General features: G+C 41.6%; 19 protein-coding genes. 7 read left to right on the top strand and 12 right to left on the bottom strand.

Annotated features, from left to right (window positions below):
• The first annotated feature begins 20 nt into the window (after positions 1 to 20).
• The 3 genes from C6347_RS04405 to C6347_RS04395 all read left to right on the top strand — a co-directional run bounded on the left by C6347_RS04405 (position 21) and on the right by C6347_RS04395 (position 3,209).
• Complete coding sequence (locus C6347_RS04405; RefSeq protein WP_034659848.1) at positions 21 to 1,250, top strand: sporulation transcriptional activator AdeR; 1,230 nt, start codon at positions 21 to 23, stop codon at positions 1,248 to 1,250.
• A 110-nt stretch (positions 1,251 to 1,360) separates the two neighbouring features.
• Positions 1,361 to 2,497: an alanine dehydrogenase gene (gene ald / locus C6347_RS04400; RefSeq protein WP_060597226.1), complete on the top strand. Its 1,137-nt coding sequence runs from the start codon at positions 1,361 to 1,363 to the stop codon at positions 2,495 to 2,497.
• 115 nt (positions 2,498 to 2,612) lie between these two features.
• The gene (locus C6347_RS04395) at positions 2,613 to 3,209 is read left to right on the top strand and encodes a biotin transporter BioY (RefSeq protein WP_106048242.1); all 597 of its coding nucleotides are present in this window, start codon (positions 2,613 to 2,615) and stop codon (positions 3,207 to 3,209) included.
• A 66-nt stretch (positions 3,210 to 3,275) separates the two neighbouring features.
• Here the strand turns inward: C6347_RS04395 and C6347_RS04390 are convergent, their stop codons facing one another.
• The 3 genes from C6347_RS04390 to C6347_RS04380 all read right to left on the bottom strand — a co-directional run bounded on the left by C6347_RS04390 (position 3,276) and on the right by C6347_RS04380 (position 7,190).
• Positions 3,276 to 4,052: a sporulation protein gene (locus tag C6347_RS04390; protein ID WP_106036547.1), complete on the bottom strand. Its 777-nt coding sequence runs from the start codon at positions 4,050 to 4,052 to the stop codon at positions 3,276 to 3,278.
• 177 nt (positions 4,053 to 4,229) lie between these two features.
• A complete protein-coding gene (locus tag C6347_RS04385) occupies positions 4,230 to 5,558 on the bottom strand; it encodes a Na+/H+ antiporter family protein (RefSeq protein WP_060597228.1) in 1,329 nt (442 codons plus the stop codon).
• A gap of 141 nt (positions 5,559 to 5,699) precedes the next feature.
• Entirely contained in the window at positions 5,700 to 7,190 is a 1,491-nt protein-coding gene (locus C6347_RS04380; RefSeq protein WP_066030456.1) for a leucyl aminopeptidase, read from the bottom strand.
• 327 nt (positions 7,191 to 7,517) lie between these two features.
• Between C6347_RS04380 and C6347_RS04375 the strand changes: the two genes are divergently transcribed.
• Complete coding sequence (locus C6347_RS04375; RefSeq protein ID WP_034659857.1) at positions 7,518 to 7,994, top strand: divergent PAP2 family protein; 477 nt, start codon at positions 7,518 to 7,520, stop codon at positions 7,992 to 7,994.
• Positions 7,995 to 8,036: 42 nt separating this feature from the next.
• On the opposite strand, the gene C6347_RS04370 is transcribed toward C6347_RS04375, so the two are convergent.
• The 4 genes from C6347_RS04370 to C6347_RS04360 all read right to left on the bottom strand — a co-directional run bounded on the left by C6347_RS04370 (position 8,037) and on the right by C6347_RS04360 (position 10,655).
• Positions 8,037 to 8,681, bottom strand: a complete 645-nt coding sequence (locus C6347_RS04370) for a 3D domain-containing protein (protein ID WP_106036546.1) — start codon at positions 8,679 to 8,681, stop codon at positions 8,037 to 8,039.
• A 99-nt stretch (positions 8,682 to 8,780) separates the two neighbouring features.
• Complete coding sequence (locus tag C6347_RS04365) at positions 8,781 to 9,101, bottom strand: YuiB family protein (RefSeq protein ID WP_034659859.1); 321 nt, start codon at positions 9,099 to 9,101, stop codon at positions 8,781 to 8,783.
• An 81-nt stretch (positions 9,102 to 9,182) separates the two neighbouring features.
• Entirely contained in the window at positions 9,183 to 9,308 is a 126-nt protein-coding gene (locus C6347_RS19195; RefSeq protein ID WP_181185437.1) for a YuiA family protein, read from the bottom strand.
• 129 nt (positions 9,309 to 9,437) lie between these two features.
• A complete protein-coding gene (locus C6347_RS04360; RefSeq protein WP_161937191.1) occupies positions 9,438 to 10,655 on the bottom strand; it encodes an NAD(P)/FAD-dependent oxidoreductase in 1,218 nt (405 codons plus the stop codon).
• 391 nt (positions 10,656 to 11,046) lie between these two features.
• Between C6347_RS04360 and yumC the strand changes: the two genes are divergently transcribed.
• The gene (gene yumC / locus C6347_RS04355; protein ID WP_034659862.1) at positions 11,047 to 12,045 is read left to right on the top strand and encodes a ferredoxin--NADP reductase 2; all 999 of its coding nucleotides are present in this window, start codon (positions 11,047 to 11,049) and stop codon (positions 12,043 to 12,045) included.
• A 46-nt stretch (positions 12,046 to 12,091) separates the two neighbouring features.
• Here yumC and C6347_RS04350 read toward each other — a convergent pair whose 3' ends face one another.
• The gene (locus C6347_RS04350) at positions 12,092 to 12,298 is read right to left on the bottom strand and encodes a hypothetical protein (protein ID WP_012011136.1); all 207 of its coding nucleotides are present in this window, start codon (positions 12,296 to 12,298) and stop codon (positions 12,092 to 12,094) included.
• A gap of 206 nt (positions 12,299 to 12,504) precedes the next feature.
• Here C6347_RS04350 and C6347_RS04345 point away from each other — a divergent pair, with 206 nt between their 5' ends.
• A complete protein-coding gene (locus C6347_RS04345) occupies positions 12,505 to 12,921 on the top strand; it encodes a hypothetical protein (RefSeq protein WP_106071454.1) in 417 nt (138 codons plus the stop codon).
• A 122-nt stretch (positions 12,922 to 13,043) separates the two neighbouring features.
• Here the strand turns inward: C6347_RS04345 and erpA are convergent, their stop codons facing one another.
• The 3 genes from erpA to C6347_RS04330 all read right to left on the bottom strand — a co-directional run bounded on the left by erpA (position 13,044) and on the right by C6347_RS04330 (position 14,841).
• Positions 13,044 to 13,406 carry an iron-sulfur cluster insertion protein ErpA gene (erpA, locus tag C6347_RS04340; RefSeq protein ID WP_012011138.1) on the bottom strand — a complete coding sequence of 121 codons (363 nt, stop codon included), beginning with the start codon at positions 13,404 to 13,406 and terminating at the stop codon, positions 13,044 to 13,046.
• A 73-nt stretch (positions 13,407 to 13,479) separates the two neighbouring features.
• On the bottom strand, positions 13,480 to 14,334 hold the full coding sequence (dapF, locus tag C6347_RS04335) for a diaminopimelate epimerase (RefSeq protein WP_060597233.1): 855 nt from the start codon (positions 14,332 to 14,334) through the stop codon (positions 13,480 to 13,482).
• 270 nt (positions 14,335 to 14,604) lie between these two features.
• Positions 14,605 to 14,841 carry a YuzB family protein gene (locus C6347_RS04330; protein ID WP_003213414.1) on the bottom strand — a complete coding sequence of 79 codons (237 nt, stop codon included), beginning with the start codon at positions 14,839 to 14,841 and terminating at the stop codon, positions 14,605 to 14,607.
• A 255-nt stretch (positions 14,842 to 15,096) separates the two neighbouring features.
• Between C6347_RS04330 and C6347_RS04325 the strand changes: the two genes are divergently transcribed.
• Positions 15,097 to 16,164, top strand: a complete 1,068-nt coding sequence (locus tag C6347_RS04325) for an NAD(P)/FAD-dependent oxidoreductase (protein WP_106038216.1) — start codon at positions 15,097 to 15,099, stop codon at positions 16,162 to 16,164.
• 51 nt (positions 16,165 to 16,215) lie between these two features.
• Here C6347_RS04325 and C6347_RS04320 read toward each other — a convergent pair whose 3' ends face one another.
• Positions 16,216 to 16,446 carry a WYL domain-containing protein gene (locus C6347_RS04320; protein WP_106030449.1) on the bottom strand — a complete coding sequence of 77 codons (231 nt, stop codon included), beginning with the start codon at positions 16,444 to 16,446 and terminating at the stop codon, positions 16,216 to 16,218.
• Positions 16,447 to 16,539 lie beyond the last annotated feature (93 nt).

Raw genomic sequence — 16,539 nt, 5'->3', positions numbered from 1 at the left:
TCGAAAAAGCAGGGGTTTTTATGACAAAAAAGACAGATCCATTTAAGTACAGCCTTGATCGTTTAGAGGATGTGGCAGACCAAATTAGTGATGTGCTCAATTGCCCTATTACTATAGAAGATACGCATCATCGATTGTTGGCTTATAGCACACATAATGATTTTACTGATCCCGCCAGAACTTCAACCATTATCTCCCGCCGGGTACCGGAAAAAGTCATTAATCGGCTTTGGAAGGACGGCATCATTCCTACACTCCTTAAAACAGACGAACCGCTTCGTGTCCCTCAAATTGCAGAGGTGGGTTTATCTAGCAGGGTTGCCATTTCAATCTGGAAGGACAAAGAAGTACTCGGTTTTATCTGGGCGATTGAGTCCACACAGCCTTTTTCAGAAGAAGAAATGGACCTTCTGAAGATGGCAGCACATGCTGTTAAAAACAAATTACTTAACTTACAAATTCGCAAAACGAAAACAGAAGAACGCAATCAGGAGCTTTTCTGGAAGATGCTCACAGGTCATATTCATGAAAAGGATGAGATGCTAGACCTATTTTTAAGACTTGGCATCAGATGTCCAGACACGTATGCCATCATCATTTTCCGCCTTCGTGACGAACTCACAGAAGACACTGAAAAAAAGCTATCTTACCTGCTTGAAACAACGCAGCAAGTCCAAGTGCTATTAACAACTGTTGATTTTCACGAATTCATTATTCTTGTCTCACCCAAAACGGAACACCCGCTGCACGATATTAAACAATTCACAAGCGGCATGCTGCAGCAGCTGTCTGACCGTTATCATATCCATCACGTTCAAGCAGCGATTGGTGGAATTTACGATAACATCTCTTATATTCAGCCTTCCTATAAAGAAGCACTGGCTGTATTAAAAACAAAAGAGCGCTTTCCTGTTGAAACCGAACGTTTACACAGTTTTTCTGAACTTGGTATTTATCAATATTTAGATGTCCTCGCTGAAAAACGAAGGGGCTCATCTTACTCCAGTTACTCTTTATCAAAGCTGGAAGATTACGACCTGAGGCATCATTCCAACCTAGTCGAAACCCTTGAACGATTTATTGACTGTGACAGCAATGCCAATATTGCCGCAAAGCAATTAAACATCCACATCAATACCTTGAATTACAGATTAAAACGTATTACAGACATTGCAGAAATAGATTTAAAAAACATGAATGAGAAAATGACCATATACCTTGATATGAAGCTTAAAAACGTCCATTTGTGAAATTTCACAAAGAGGCGTTTTTTTATTTTTTATTTCAACCGAAGCATTTTTTAAACATTCAGGATACACTAGACATACAATATGAATAGATAAGCATGGGAGGAATAAACATGATCATCGGCATTCCGAAAGAGATTAAGAACAATGAAAACCGAGTGGCATTAACACCAGGAGCAGCTTCTCAATTACTTTCAGCTGGACATCAGATTTTAATTGAAACAAACGCTGGTTTTGGAAGCGGATTCACTGATGACGATTATGTATCTGTTGGTGCAGAAATTCTTGATCAAGCGAAAGATGTGTGGGCATCTTCTGATATGATCATGAAGGTAAAAGAACCATTACCTGAGGAATATTCATATTTCAGAGAAGGACTCATCTTATTTACGTACCTGCATCTTGCCGCAGAGCCCTCCTTGGCTGAAGCTTTAAAACAAAAAGGCGTCACAGCTATTGCTTATGAAACAGTAACGGACGGAACATCACTCCCTCTCTTAACACCAATGTCTGAAGTGGCAGGCAGAATGGCCGCTCAAATCGGTGCACAATTTTTAGAAAAGCCAAAAGGCGGTAAAGGCATCTTGCTCGCAGGCGTACCAGGGGTATCAAGAGGGAAAGTCACAATTATAGGCGGCGGTGTTGTTGGAACAAACGCAGCGAAAATGGCGATTGGGCTTGGCGCAGATGTCACTCTTATTGACGTAAACGCAGAACGCTTACGTCAGCTGGACGATCAATTTGGTCATCAAATGAAAACGTTAATGTCTAACCCTGTCAACATCGCCGATTCAGTCAGTGAGGCAGACCTTCTCATTTGTGCGGTGCTGATCCCAGGTGCCAAAGCACCAACGCTTGTGACGGAAGAAATGGTGAAGCAAATGAAGCCCGGTTCCGTCATCGTAGACGTAGCCATTGACCAAGGCGGAATTGTTGAAACAATCGATCATATCACAACACATGATCAGCCTACTTATGAAAAACACGGTATTTTACATTATGCTGTCGCCAATATGCCTGGAGCCGTTCCACGGACATCGACTGTTGCTTTAACGAATGTCACCGTTCCATATGCGCTGCAAATTGCTAATAAAGGCGCTGCAAAAGCCATTCAAGAAAACAAAGCCATCGCAGAAGGTGTCAATGTCATGAACGGACATATCACATATGAAGCCGTCGCTCGTGATCTCGGCTATGATTATGTGCCTGTTCATCAAGCGATCGATGCGTCTTCTATGACAGAAGCTTAATACAGACCCGCCCATTTGATGGGCGGGTTTTATTGTTAACCCATAACAAAAACAGGTTGACAAATAACACTCATCCCCTTAATCTATTTGTACAGATAAGACAGGGGGAAACATCATGCAACAGAAAACAAGAACCGCTGATTTTGTGTTAGTCGGAATGTTTGCTGCACTCATGGCGATTGGTGCGAATATCACATCCATTGTACCGTTTTTACAGGTCGGCGGAATTCCAATTACGATGCAGCCGTTTTTTTGTGTACTTGCTGGTCTTTTGCTTGGCAGACGGCTTGGCGCATTAGCGATGATTGTGTATGCCTTGGTTGGAATTGCTGGCGCACCTGTATTCGCACAGTTTTCAGCAGGCTTTGGGGTGATTTTAGGCAAAAGCGGTGGTTTTATCTTATCGTATATTCCTGCTGCCTGGCTAGCTGGATTCATTTTAGAAAAAAGAAAAAACCCTGGCTTTGGCCGCTTTTTGCTTGCAGCTATTGCAGGTACGACCGTCATGTATGTGATCGGAACGACTTATACGTACCTCGCATTAAATGTGTGGCTAAATGCCCCAATTTCTTATCAAACCACGTGGTTTTTTATGATCTGGTTTATGGTGAAAGATTACGCATTGACGATATTACTTGCGATGCTGGCACCTAAAATTTATCGCTCTGTTTCAAAAGCTACGTCCTTTCGAAAACAACAAGCCGCATCATAAGGGCAGACATCATCTACAAGTCGCATAGAAAAGAGCCTGTCTCCATTCAGGCTCTTTTTCCATCATTTATTCAGCGTATTGATCGATGATTCCTTCTAGCATTCCCTCAAGCACTTCTACATCTTCAAGATCTGCTGGACTGAAGCGGTAGCGTACCAGCTGTTCTCCATCGTTATACATCTCCTCAAGCCACCCTCTGAGGCCTCTTGCTCTGCGGTCGACTTCAAACACAATGTCTAAGCCGCCTTCATCTATCAGAAAAATCAGCTCTAGCTCATCAAGCATATAGCGATAGTAGTCTGATGTCGGAATAAACTCAAATTCTTGAACAAATGGCAGTCGGCGCTGGAAGTAAGGCGCTTGTTCACAGTCTGCTTCGTTCAGGTGGAAGCCAAGATTTCTAGTGGCCTCCAGTACATTTCTCACCCAAGGATGTGCTTCAACGAAAATGCGGTCATAGTCAGATTTATCGATTCCTCCTTGGATATCAAGGTCTGTCATTACTGCAATTTCTACTTTTCCGATCGTCATCGGGGTATCGATAGGAAGAATAAATGAAAACGGAAATTCATGCTTTTCTCCAGGCTGGATGGTAAAAGAATCCGTCACCCGTAAAGTAAAGATATTCACATATTTTCTATGCTCTTCATCATCTTTCACAATCACATACTGTGTTTGAATCTTGACATTGATATAGCGGATGTCCTGAGAGATTTTCCCTCCCTTTACATGGACGGTTCCCCTTACCTCTTGTCCTGGATAATAGGCGTTTTTCTCCAAAATAGTATCTACTTTCGCTGCACCAATCCCAGCACTTGCCGCTAGCTTTTTAAAAAAAGACATCTCTCATCTTCCCCTTTTCATTTTTATCAGCATATATACGTAAGAAAGAGAAAGAAAGATTCATTTAATTCATACTTTAGACCTAATTATTTTTCACCTTCAGAAAGTGAACAAATGGATAAAACATCACAAAAAAAGCTTATAGAAAAAACAACGTTTTCTCTACAAGCTTTCATGTTAAAGAATAATTGCCGCAAGCCAGCCGAACAGGACAAGCGGAACATTATAAAATACGAAGGTTGGAACACAAGTACCCCAAATGTGGTGATGCTGTCCATCCATATTCAACCCAGATGTCGGTCCAAGCGTACTGTCACTTGCAGGTGAACCTGCATCCCCAACAGCCGCAGCTGAACCAATAATGGCAATGGTGGCTAGTGGGCTAAATCCTAAGTGCATACATAACGGAACAAAAATGGTTGTAATGATTGGAATCGTCGCAAAGGATGAACCGATCCCCATTGTCACAAGTAAACCAACTAATAGCATTAAAATGGCCGCTACGCTTTGATTGTTTCCAATGAACTGAGAAGATGCTTTCACTAGTTGTTCAATATCTCCTGTTTTCGTTAATACGTTGGCAAATCCAGCCGCTACAAGCATGACAAAGCCGATAAATGCCATCATATTCATACCGGAAGTAATCAGCGCATCCGCTTCATCTCGTTTCATCATGCCTGTGGCAAACAGAACAAGAAGGCCTGCCAGTGCACCGAAGATCATTCCTTCCACGCCAAGGCTTTGAGATAAATAAAGCTGGACAATGAGTGATACTAAGATAGCCAGCACTGCGAACAATAAGCTCTTTTTTGTATAAGCTGATTTTTCTACGTCCGTGATATCTCGATCCTCATATACTCTTGGCTTCCGATACACAAAAAGGGAAACAAGCAACCCGAGCATCATGCCCCCTACAGGGATAAGCATGGCCAATGGAACATCTGTTAATTGAACAGTCAATCCTGCTTCTTTCATGTTATCACGGAGCATTCCGTGGAAAATCTGTCCAAAACCGACTGGAAGTAAAATATATGGTGCAGTGAGTCCGAAGGTCATGACACACGCTAGCAGTCTGCGGTCAATTTGAAGCTCGTTAAACACTTTTAATAATGGCGGAATTAAGACCGGAATAAAGGCAATGTGAACAGGAACGACGTTTTGTGAAAAACAAGATACGATCAAAATCACAAGAATGATCAGTACTTTTGATAATGTTTTTCTTCTTGAGTCGCCTTCTTTTCCTAGAAGCTTCACTGCTCCTTCAACCATGGCATCTGGAAGACCCGTTTTTGTCAGCGCCGCAGCAAATGCCCCTAAAAGTGCATAGCTAATGGCAACTGTCGCATTTCCTCCGAGCCCGTCAGTAAAGGCTTCCACTGTTCCTCCCAGGCCTAATCCACCTACAAGTCCGCCAGCTAAAGCACCGAGTGCCAGCGCAATCACGACATTGACCCGCAGCAAGCTTAATATCAACATTAAAACAACCGCTAAAACAACTGCATTCATGGTGAAACCCCCGAAATCCTTTAGTTTACTAATGTAGTAGATAATTAAAGTACCAACGTATGTTACCATAGAAAATTTTCTTCGTCAAATGGCGTATGTCCTACATAAAAAAAGCTCCGCCATTTGGCAGAGCCTGATCCTTTATTTCTTTCCTTCAAATCGTTCCACAAATGTGGCCAATGACCGTACCATCACACCTGTCGCCCCTGTTGGCCCAAAGCATGAAGGCTTTTCTGTTGTTGCTGTTCCTGCAATATCTAAGTGAACCCAAGGCGTATCCTCAGCGAATTCACCAATGAATGCTCCTGCCATGATCGCATGACCATCGCGGCCTGGTGAGTTATTGAGATCCGCCATTTTGCTGTTTCGTACGCGCTTTTTATCTTTTTCAGTGATTGGCAGCTGCCAAATCATTTCACCGCATTCTTCTGATGCCTCTTTAAACTGAGCATATAGTTCATCGTTATTCGTCATGACGCCTGTTGTCTCATTTCCAAGTGCCACAATGACTCCGCCTGTTAATGTCGCCACGTCTATAAGAACCGAGGCACCGTGCTGCTTCGCATATGTCACCCCATCTGCTAAAACAAGACGACCCTCTGCATCCGTATTCAGTACTTCGATTGTTTTACCGCTAAGCGACACAATGACGTCATCTGGTTTCATGGCATCAGCCGAGATCATATTATCGGTTGAGGCAATGACAGCAATGACATTTTGCTCTGGGCGCAGTTCACCGATGATTTCCATGGCACCTAAAACAGAGGCTGAGCCGCCCATATCCGTTTTCATTCCAACCATACTGGCTCTTGGCTTTAAAGAATAGCCACCAGTATCATACGTGATACCTTTACCGACAAGCCCGATGACGTCTGTCCATTCTTCCTTGCCTTGATATTTCAGAACGATCAGCTTTGGTGGTTCTGTTGAGCCTCTATTGACAGCTAGAATTCCGCCCATCCCGAGCTCTTCCATCTGTTCTTTATCTAAAATTTCAATCTCAAATTCGTATTTATACGCAAGCTCTGCCGCGTACGAAGCCAGATCAGAGGATGTGAGCATGTTCGGCGGCATATTCACAAGGGTACGGGCCGAATTGACGGACTGTCCGTAGACCTCGCCCACTTTCAGACTTGCCTGAATTTCAGCTGTATCATGATCCGTCGTTGCATAAACAAACTCGATGAAGCGATCCGGTTCATTTGTTTTATGTTTAAAATCTTGTAATTCATATGTAGCTAAAAGGCAGCTTTCAGAAAGGGCATGGGCTGCATCTTGGGCAGGCAGATCCTTTCCAATAAACGTATCCAGCAAGACCGAAACCGCTTGCTTTTTATCTTGATGGAGCTTTTTAAATAAATGGGCAAACCCTTCTTTTGCCTCTTCAAACGTGTAATCTGATTCCTTCCCAAGTCCGACAAAATAAATGCGTTTGATGCCTGTCTCAGGGGATGGGAAAAACTTCGAAAGCTGATTTCGTTTAGATGAAATATCGCCTTCTTTTAATAATTCAGTGATTCTTCCTTCAAGTAATTCATCCATTTCTTTTGCTTTTCCTGATAATTGGCTCTTTTGAAAAAGTCCGATCACCAGTGTATCTTTATGTTGCAATTCATTTGTCGAGAAAAACATATTTATCACACGCTCCTTCAATGAACTCCATTTTTCACATTGGAACTTCTATTATATCAAAATTTACGTGCCTATACGATCATTGCCAGTCTGTCTTTACTTGATGAACATTTATATTTTCACACGCGGAAGGGCATCATGAAAAAAGCGATGAAAACTTGAGCAGCCCGCCTGCATTCTCCTCGTTCCACATCTACTTTCTTTAATGTTATAATTGAACATGGACTTGGCAGCATTTGATACTGCTATCATTTTTTCATCTTACTAGGGTATACAGTCCATCATTTCGCACCATATTTTTTCTTACAGAGAGGATGTTTCTTGTTCATGAGCGTACTGATGAATTTTCCGCTGCTTGCCAGCCTTGCAGCCATCTTTTTTGCTCAATTTGTAAAAGTACCGATTCAATTTATCATTTCTAGACGACTAGATTGGTCGCTCATTACAAGCACAGGCGGAATGCCAAGTTCACACTCCGCAGCCGTAACAGCACTCTCAACAGCAGTGGCTTTAGAGCACGGGCTAGATACATCTATCTTTGCCATTTCCGCCATCTTTGCCATTATTACCATGTTCGATGCGACAGGTGTGCGCAGACAGGCAGGAGAACAGGCGACTGTACTTAACAAGCTGGTAACAGATTTTAACCGATTTGTTTCTGAAGCAAAGAATTTCCCGAGTGCAGAAGAAAAAGAAAAGCAAAAGAAATTAAAAGAGCTTCTTGGTCATAAGCCGATTGAAGTCTTCTTTGGCGGCTTAACAGGGATCTTACTGACACTCATCTTAGATTATTACTTCATGTAGAAGCGAAAAAAGCTTTGGACCTAAAACTTGTCCAAAGCTTTTTTATTCTTTATTGGCTTGAAACTGCTGACGGAACACTTGCATTGATTCTGCTTCATTGAGCTGGTTTAAGTCTTTTTCCGTTAACGTCCCTTCGCCCTTTTTGATGATATACACATCAAGCACTTTTTTACCCCATTCTCTATACACATCATCTACGGTTTCATAGTATAAATCAAGCTTATGACCTTTAATGGCTTTTCCCGTATCTGCGACCACTCCGTAGCCATAGTTTGGGATAAACAGCACGGTTCCAATCGGAAAGACTGATGGGTCTGCTGCCACAGTTGAATATAAGTCACGTTTCACTTTGACGCCTGAATATGTAATGCCATATGCATGGTGTTCCTTCGTTTTACCTGTTGATTCCACACCTGCTGTATAACCTGTGGCGACAACCTTTTGCTTCGGGTAATCGTTCCAATTAAACGCTTCTTCGAGAGAAACAGCCCGCAAGTCATCACTTTTGAGTGCCATCGTTTCCCTTTTTTGCTGTTGGAAAAAAGAAGATACTTGCTTGCCAGGGTCAGTCTCTTTCACCCAGACAGCTAAATCACTTGGTTCAACTCCAGATATGCCCGTAAAGCTTGTCAAGAGAGCAAGCATGAAAAGGGCTGTCATGAACAATCGTTTCATCCATGTTTTCATCTTTATTTGTCACTCCTCTACCCATCTATTTGTTTCCAAACAAAATGGAAACTATGCAAAGGAGAAACAAAAAAACCCACTTGCATGTCTACAAGTGAGTTAAAACATTTGATACCCTCTTTTTCGAAGTGCATTGATGACAAAACCTGATGCAATTGCACCAATCAGACCGCTTAACAAGATAATGATATCTGCCGCAGCGAGAGAGACAATGCGTTCTCCTATCCCTGAAAAAGCAATGCCCGGTTCTCTGACATAAGCGATCATCTTTTGATTATTGATAATGAAAAGGCATACAATTGGATATAAAATAGCCATAATCCATGACATTCTCAGCAGCATATTGAGCAAAAAGCCAATACCGAAGAATAACACGAAAAATAAAATAACTGAAATGATAACGACTGGTAAACTGATCACTTCATCTCCACCCCCAAATATCCCATCATTAGTTTAACTTGGAAATAGAGATGAAGTCAATCAATGGAAAAAGCAGTTGGATTAAAGCTTCTTTCCTGTCCCTTTACATTCCTCACATGTTTCAGATCCGCCGAGCAATAGCTGAAAATATCCTTTCCCCGAACAATATAGACAGGTGGTCTTCTTCTCTTTTGTATGTGCATTCATATTGCTCACTCCCTTAATCTAAATTTTCTGATAATTTATCATACCATACTTTGCTTCCGATGACCAAGTAAGAAAATATGCCATAAAAAAACGTGTATCACGAGGATACACGTTTTTGTCTATATCGGTTTAGAAGAACTTGAATTTTCCTTTTTTCAGAACAAGTCCTGGGCCGCCAACCATGAATAAAGAACGGTTGTCGATGATTTTCTTCATTGCAGAAGCTTTTGTTCCTTGAAGTTTTTTACCAAACGCAACACCTACAGCGTCGTGTTCACCAAGAGAAGCAACTGTTCCTTTGATGTCTGGCTTAAAGCTTTCAAGAGAACCACCTTTAACTAGTGCTGCAAGGTTTTTCGCTACTGTTTCACCTTGCTGCATCGCGATTTGTGCAGTTGGTGGGTATGGACGGTTGATTTCTTCATTGATGATCAATGAACAGTCACCGATGATGAATACATCATCATTTTCTGGTACACGAAGATCTGGAGACACTTTTACGCGGCCGCGCATGTTTTCAAATCCAGCTTCTTCAACGATTGGGTTACCGCGTACACCAGCAGCCCAAACAACAGTTTCAGCTTTGATTTCTTCTGTATCATCGTCTTTTCCAACAATGATGCCTTCAGGCGTACATTCTTTGATCGCTGTACCAATTTTGAACTCAACACCTTTACCTTGAAGGTAGTTCATTGCATAGTCGATCAATTCAGGATCGAATCCTGGAAGAGCTGTTGGTGCAGCTTCTACACAGATGATACGTACGTCTTTTTGATCAATATCATACTCTTTGCAAAGCTCAGGCACACGGTTTCCAAGCTCACCAAGGAACTCAATACCTGTGAAGCCTGCACCGCCGACAACGATTGTCAAGCGCTCTGGACGTTTTTCAGCTTCCGTATTATACGTCGCAAATTGAAGCTCAATGTGCTCACGAAGCTGACGAGCAGAGTTGATATTAGAGATTGAGAATGCATATTCTTTCAGTCCTGCAATACCAAATGTTTCAGGAACAGCACCAAGTGCAACAACAAGGTAGTCGTAAGAAAGTTCGCCATCTGATGTCACAACTTTCTTTGCTTCCTTATTAATGCTTTCAACTGTTGCTTGTACAAAGTTGACACGGGAACTGTTAATCACATCTTTGATTTGATAACGACAGCGGTCATGATGAAGTGTACCTGCACTTGCTTCATGTAACCATGTTGTTTCGTAATGATAATTATGCTTGTTCACAAGAGTAATGTCCGCATCATTTGTGCCAAGCTGTTTTGTTAATCTTGTTACAGTCATTAATCCGCCATAACCTGCACCTAATACAACGATTTTCGGTTTATTCACTGGAATCACATCCACCTTTTTTAAATTTGCTGTAAAACGGATAAAGAATTACATATTGCTATTCTCAACCGCTTTCCGGCATTTTATGAAATTTAAACAAAAAAATAAGTATGTGAAAATCTGAACTTTCACCTACATAAAACGAAAGCATTTGACCGTATCCGACAAAAATTCATAAAAAATTAATATTTAGTTCCCTTAACAATAATAGCGAGTTCTGCTCCTTTTTTCAAGGCTTTAAACTGAAAATCCTTATGATAAACGGTCTTTCTCGCTTTTTCCTCTTTTTCAAAGCTTCGGCATCAAAAAACGACAAGTTTTTCAAAACAAGTCAAACGACGATATGTGGTATGATATGATATAGTGATAACAATTTTCATTTGGGAGGATTAAAGGAATGCAAGAAGATTCTAAGGTATATGACATTACCGTTATCGGGGGCGGCCCAGTAGGATTGTTTACTGCGTTTTACGGTGGCATGAGACAGGCAAGTGTGAAAATCATTGAAAGCCTTCCTCAGCTCGGCGGTCAATTATCCGCTCTTTACCCTGAAAAATACATTTATGATGTGGCTGGTTTTCCAAAAATCCGCGCACAAGAATTAGTTGATAACTTAAAGGAACAAATGGATAAATTTGATCAAACCATTTGCTTAGAGCAAGCAGTTGAAACGGTTGAAAAGCAGGCAGATGGCATTTTTAAACTTGTGACAAATCAAGAGATTCATTATTCTAAAACGATCATCATCACAGCTGGTAACGGTGCATTCCAACCGAGAAAGCTTGAGCTAGGTGCAGCAGAATCATTTGAAGGAAGCAACCTGCATTACTTCATTAATGATTTGAACCAATTTGCCGGCAGACGTGTGGCCGTTCTTGGCGGCGGAGACTCTGCAGTGGACTGGGCTCTGATGCTTGAACCTATCGCAAAAGAAGTATCCATTATTCACCGCCGTGATAAATTCCGCGCCCATGAGCACAGTGTAGAAAACCTGCACAATTCGAAAGTCAATGTAGTGACGCCATTTGTCCCAACTGAGCTCATTGGTGAAGACCGCATTGAACAGATTGTGCTCGAAGAAGTCAAAGGCGACAAAAAACAAGTGCTTGATGTGGACGACGTGATCGTCAACTTTGGTTTTGTTTCCTCCCTTGGTCCAATTAAGCAATGGGGTCTTGAAATCGAAAAGAACTCGATCGTCGTGAAATCCACAATGGAAACAAACATTGAAGGCTTCTATGCGGCAGGAGACATCTGCACGTATGAAGGAAAGGTCAAATTGATTGCCAGCGGATTTGGTGAAGCACCAACGGCTGTCAACAATGCGAAAGCCTACATGGACCCGAAAGCCCGTGTACAGCCTCTTCATTCCACAAGCTTATTTGAAAACAAATAAAAGCGGATCAAAAAAGGAGTTCCCACTAGCGGAACTCCTTTTTCGTTTATTTAAAAACCCCAATATAGGCATTCGCCATTCCAAGTACCATTGCAGCAAGCAGCACCACAACAATCCCTGCCACAACCAAAATCACCCGATCCTTCACACGTTCCTTTTTCGGAAGCGGCTTCTCAATCCCGCAAGCTGGACACGTTTTGGAACGATACGGAATCAGTTCATGACAGTTCCTGCAATTGATTTGTTCACTCAAACCTCAGCAACCTCTTTTCTCTACCTACAGTTTATGTTTGGTTATCATGATACTCTTTTTGGGTGGAAATAGCCAGTTGTGAGGGCAAGCTGTAACAAAATTGAGCGATTTATAAATTGTTGAAGAGATAATGGAATCAATGAAGGTTTCATCTGATCAACCGATATAGGAAATGAAGAAGTTCATAATGAAGGATAGGTGGAAAGATGTTAAAGCGTTTAATGATCAGTTTGTGCTTATTACTGATGATTGGTGGCTCAGTAGAACTGTTTGCAAAAGACTATAACAAACATTATGCTCAGTTCGCAGCAGGATTGAATATTAATGTTGATCAACTAGGACCTTTTTTAAAGCGTGTGTCCACTTCAATTTTAGATTCTGGTTTGAGTGATCAAGAAATCAAACAGATACTCTCCAAAGTTCAAAAAATGAATAAAAACAATGAAACGAAAAAAATGGGCACTTATGAAGTGGTGTACCATGAAAAACTCGCAAATATTAAAATTGTGATTGAAGTCCATGTGGAAGATGGCAATAAAGAAGTGGTGATCTATATGTTTAGCACCCAAGAGTTGGTGGATGTCCTGGATAAAGAACTGTTGAAAATAGAAGAAGCAATATGAGAAAGAGACACTGAATGAGTGTCTTTTTTATGGTTCATTTTCCTCATCAAAGAAGCCTCCTCGATCGTGTTGTTTACAAAAACAAACGAACAAGAAGGCTTATCTTAATCCATGATCAGTTGTTAACACTCTTCCGGCGTACCGGTATTCGTCGCTGTTCGGAAAGAAGAACCGCATCCGCATGAAGCAATCGCATTCGGATTGTCGATGGTGAAACCGCCGCCCATTAGTGATTGTTTGAAATCAATGATGGTGCCGTTCATGATATCAAGGCTTTCGGAGTCGACAAGGACCTGGATGCCTTGCTGTTCGAACTGCGTGTCTTTCTCTGAAACTTCATGGTCAAAGCCCATGCCGTATGAAAGACCACTGCATCCGCCGCCTTTTACGCCCACTCGCAGGAACGCATTTTCTTCTTCATGTTCTTTCATCATATCTTTAATCTGCAGTGCAGCAGCTTCTGTAATGGTTACTGGTGTACTCATGATCATCCCTCCTTTTGACTGGATGTTTCTTTTCAATTATAAACGTGATGGTGCCTTTTCTCAAATAAATGGTTTACAGATAAAATGTGCCGTCACAAATCGTTTCAGCAGGCCCTGTCATGAGCACATGGTCGTTGTCTTTCCAGCGAATGATGAGATCTCCGCCTGCTAAGTGAACCGTCATGTCCGTTTCTTTTTTCGCCTGTCCATTCACAATCGTGGATACAGCCGCAGCGCAAGCTCCCGTTCCGCAGGCTTGAGTAATGCCAGACCCTCTTTCCCACACACGAAAATGCAGTTCTGTTTCACTGACCACTTCTACAAATTCTACATTGACGCCTTCTGGGAACATGTCGTGTTTTTCGATGATTGGCCCAATTGTATCAAGCGGTGCCTTTTCAATGTCCTCTAAATAAAAAACGATGTGCGGATTTCCCATTGAAACAGCCGTTCCATTTAAAGTCACAGTGCCAAAATCAAGTGCTTCATGAATCGTTGTGCTGGCCGGTTCACCAAGCATCGGCATCGCTTTTTTTTCAAAACGAGGTTTCCCCATATCTACTGTCACTAAATGAACGTGACCATCCTGCACGTGAACGGTAGCTTCAACGAGTCCTGACAATGTCTCAATCTGGAACGTTGTGTCTGTTACGATTTGATGCTCATACACATATTTTGCGACGCAGCGCAGACCGTTGCCGCAGTTTTTACCCTCTGATCCATCATTGTTGAAAATGCGCATTTTCACAGGTGCAACATCTGATGGGCAAATAAGGATCATTCCGTCTGAACCGATTCCTGTATAAACAGAAGAAACGCGGATCGCTATCTCTGATAGCTGCTCTTCTGGAAGCTGTTCCTTCATCTGATTGACGTATATATAATTATTTCCTAATCCGTGCATTTTCGTGAATTGAAATGATGTCATGAGCTTCCTCCAAAAATGTTGTTTCTTTATAGTATAAAAGGAGTCGATTCAGGAGACAATTTTATCATCCCCCGTTTTTCATACATAGAAGCTCTTTGCTGCCATGGCAAAGGGCTTTTATTATGCATATGCCTCTTTTTTTCTCGTGTGATGCTTCATTTTGATGATATTTTATTAGCATAACATATTGGATGCGCTTTCTATGCATTCTCCTTAAAAATGGAAGATTGAAGTAAGAAAAAAATGCACCTCATGACCCATGTGGTGCATTTAAAACATCTCATTTTCCTCTATAAAAGCATAAATACGCTCGACTAGCTGCTCTGCATTTTCTCCTGAAACAAATTCTCCATTCACAAGTGCAAATGGGGAGTCCATACATTTGCCGCAATAGCTTAAACAGCCGTATTCCATAACGTCTAGGTTTGGGTCTTTATCAAGCTTCTCTTTTGCTTCTTGAGACCCTTGTGCAAGATTACTTACACAAAATTCGATCAGTGGGAACACTTTGCTTCACCTCACATTGCTTTACCATCCTACCGAAATTCCTTCTATTAGTCAAAACATGAGCTTCATCTGTATCGTTACGCCTATTCCTCGTAAAATGTTTTACTATTTAGGACTAACTAATGAATATGTAGGTTATTTTGAAACAATTATTGTGGTTTCACAGTAAATTCGATATAATTTTATTTGGTATTTTAACTTAAAGTTTTTTAGTATAAGTGTTTTTCAATGTCTACGGGGAAAAGGAGAATCGTCATGAAAAATTTAGTCTTGATCGGCGGAGGTTACGGGAATATGCGGGTTCTCCACCGCTTATTGCCAAATCAATTACCTGATGATGTTACTATCACATTAGTTGATCGAAATCCTTACCACTGTTTAAAAACAGAATATTATGCACTCGCTGCTGGAACAATCTCTGATCATCACATCCGAGTATCTTTTCCAGAGCATCCGAAGCTGGATATTCAATATGGGGAAGTAGAAAAAATTGATATTGAAAACAAACAGATCTTATTCAGCGACCGTGAACCCATTCCTTATGACGACACGGTGATTGGACTCGGCTGTGAGGACAAGTATCATAATGTCCCTGGTGCGAAAGAACATACATACAGTATTCAAACCATTGATCAGTCAAGACATACGTATAACAAATTAAACAATTTGGGTGCAGGTGCAACGGTTGGTATCGTCGGTGCTGGACTTAGCGGGGTAGAGCTAGCCAGTGAATTAAGAGAAAGCCGTGCTGATTTAAACATTATTCTTTTTGACCGCGGAGAGCTGATTCTATCAAGCTTCCCAAAAAGATTAAGTTTATATGTGCAAAAGTGGTTTGAAGAAAATGACGTAAAGATCATTAACTGTGCCAATATTACGAAGGTTGAAGAAGGTGTTGTTTACAACCATGATGACGCCATTGAAGCAGAGGTCATCGTATGGACAGCAGGCATTCAGCCAAGCAAAGTGGTACGGGAGATGGATGTTGAAAAAGACGCACAAGGCCGCGTCGTATTAACACCTCATCACAATCTCCCTGAAAATGAGCATGTCTATGTCGTGGGTGATTGCGCAAGCTTGCCGCATGCCCCAAGTGCACAGCTTGCCGAGGCGCAGGCAGAACAAATTGTCCAATCTCTGCAAAAACGTTGGAAAAACGAGCCGCTTCCTGAGGCTTATCCTCAGTTTAAGCTAAAAGGTGTCTTAGGATCTTTAGGGAAAAAAGCCGGCTTTGGCTTAGTAGCAGATCGTCCACTTATTGGGCGTGTACCAAGACTTCTAAAATCCGGACTCCTTTGGATGTACAAGCATCACAATGGCTAACATCATGTGAATTTTTTCTCAAAGCTCCTTCATGACGAGGGAGCTTTTTTTCTATGAAACGGCATGTGCCGATGAACGGGTCAATTTGATCGGAGCAAGGGCAAGGATGCTGTCTTTACGAAAAGTTCTCATCGTTTTCTTCGATAAACAATACGCTTGGATGAGCTGGTCTGTTTGACGGTGGACAATGATTTTACGCTTCGTGCACTCTCCGTTTTTCTTCATATAAATCATCTCAATTGGTATTTGCTGATGAAGAGATTGTTTCAGTAAATAATTCATGATGCTCACGCTCCTTTCATTTGATTATAATCGAACAAACGTTCTTTTTCAACCCAAAAGGAACGTTTGTTCTGTTTTTTTCTCAAAAAAAGA

Origin of the sequence: Bacillus sp. NMTD17, from assembly GCF_002998735.1 — a bacterium.
In the GTDB taxonomy this organism is placed as follows: domain Bacteria; phylum Bacillota; class Bacilli; order Bacillales; family Bacillaceae; genus Bacillus.
This window is presented reverse-complemented; position numbering and strand designations above follow the sequence as displayed.

What these genes read in the sequence shown, in the direction of transcription:
- C6347_RS04405 (WP_034659848.1), top strand. Translation starts at nt 21, where the DNA reads ATGACAAAAAAGACAGATCCATTTAAGTACAGCCTTGATCGTTTAGAG.
- ald (WP_060597226.1), top strand. Translation starts at nt 1,361, where the DNA reads ATGATCATCGGCATTCCGAAAGAGATTAAGAACAATGAAAACCGAGTG.
- C6347_RS04395 (WP_106048242.1), top strand. Translation starts at nt 2,613, where the DNA reads ATGCAACAGAAAACAAGAACCGCTGATTTTGTGTTAGTCGGAATGTTT.
- C6347_RS04390 (WP_106036547.1), bottom strand. Translation starts at nt 4,052, where the DNA reads ATGTCTTTTTTTAAAAAGCTAGCGGCAAGTGCTGGGATTGGTGCAGCG.
- C6347_RS04385 (WP_060597228.1), bottom strand. Translation starts at nt 5,558, where the DNA reads ATGAATGCAGTTGTTTTAGCGGTTGTTTTAATGTTGATATTAAGCTTG.
- C6347_RS04380 (WP_066030456.1), bottom strand. Translation starts at nt 7,190, where the DNA reads ATGTTTTTCTCGACAAATGAATTGCAACATAAAGATACACTGGTGATC.
- C6347_RS04375 (WP_034659857.1), top strand. Translation starts at nt 7,518, where the DNA reads ATGAGCGTACTGATGAATTTTCCGCTGCTTGCCAGCCTTGCAGCCATC.
- C6347_RS04370 (WP_106036546.1), bottom strand. Translation starts at nt 8,681, where the DNA reads ATGAAAACATGGATGAAACGATTGTTCATGACAGCCCTTTTCATGCTT.
- C6347_RS19195 (WP_181185437.1), bottom strand. Translation starts at nt 9,308, where the DNA reads ATGAATGCACATACAAAAGAGAAGAAGACCACCTGTCTATATTGTTCG.
- yumC (WP_034659862.1), top strand. Translation starts at nt 11,047, where the DNA reads ATGCAAGAAGATTCTAAGGTATATGACATTACCGTTATCGGGGGCGGC.
- C6347_RS04345 (WP_106071454.1), top strand. Translation starts at nt 12,505, where the DNA reads ATGTTAAAGCGTTTAATGATCAGTTTGTGCTTATTACTGATGATTGGT.
- erpA (WP_012011138.1), bottom strand. Translation starts at nt 13,406, where the DNA reads ATGAGTACACCAGTAACCATTACAGAAGCTGCTGCACTGCAGATTAAA.
- dapF (WP_060597233.1), bottom strand. Translation starts at nt 14,334, where the DNA reads ATGACATCATTTCAATTCACGAAAATGCACGGATTAGGAAATAATTAT.
- C6347_RS04325 (WP_106038216.1), top strand. Translation starts at nt 15,097, where the DNA reads ATGAAAAATTTAGTCTTGATCGGCGGAGGTTACGGGAATATGCGGGTT.
- C6347_RS04320 (WP_106030449.1), bottom strand. Translation starts at nt 16,446, where the DNA reads ATGAATTATTTACTGAAACAATCTCTTCATCAGCAAATACCAATTGAG.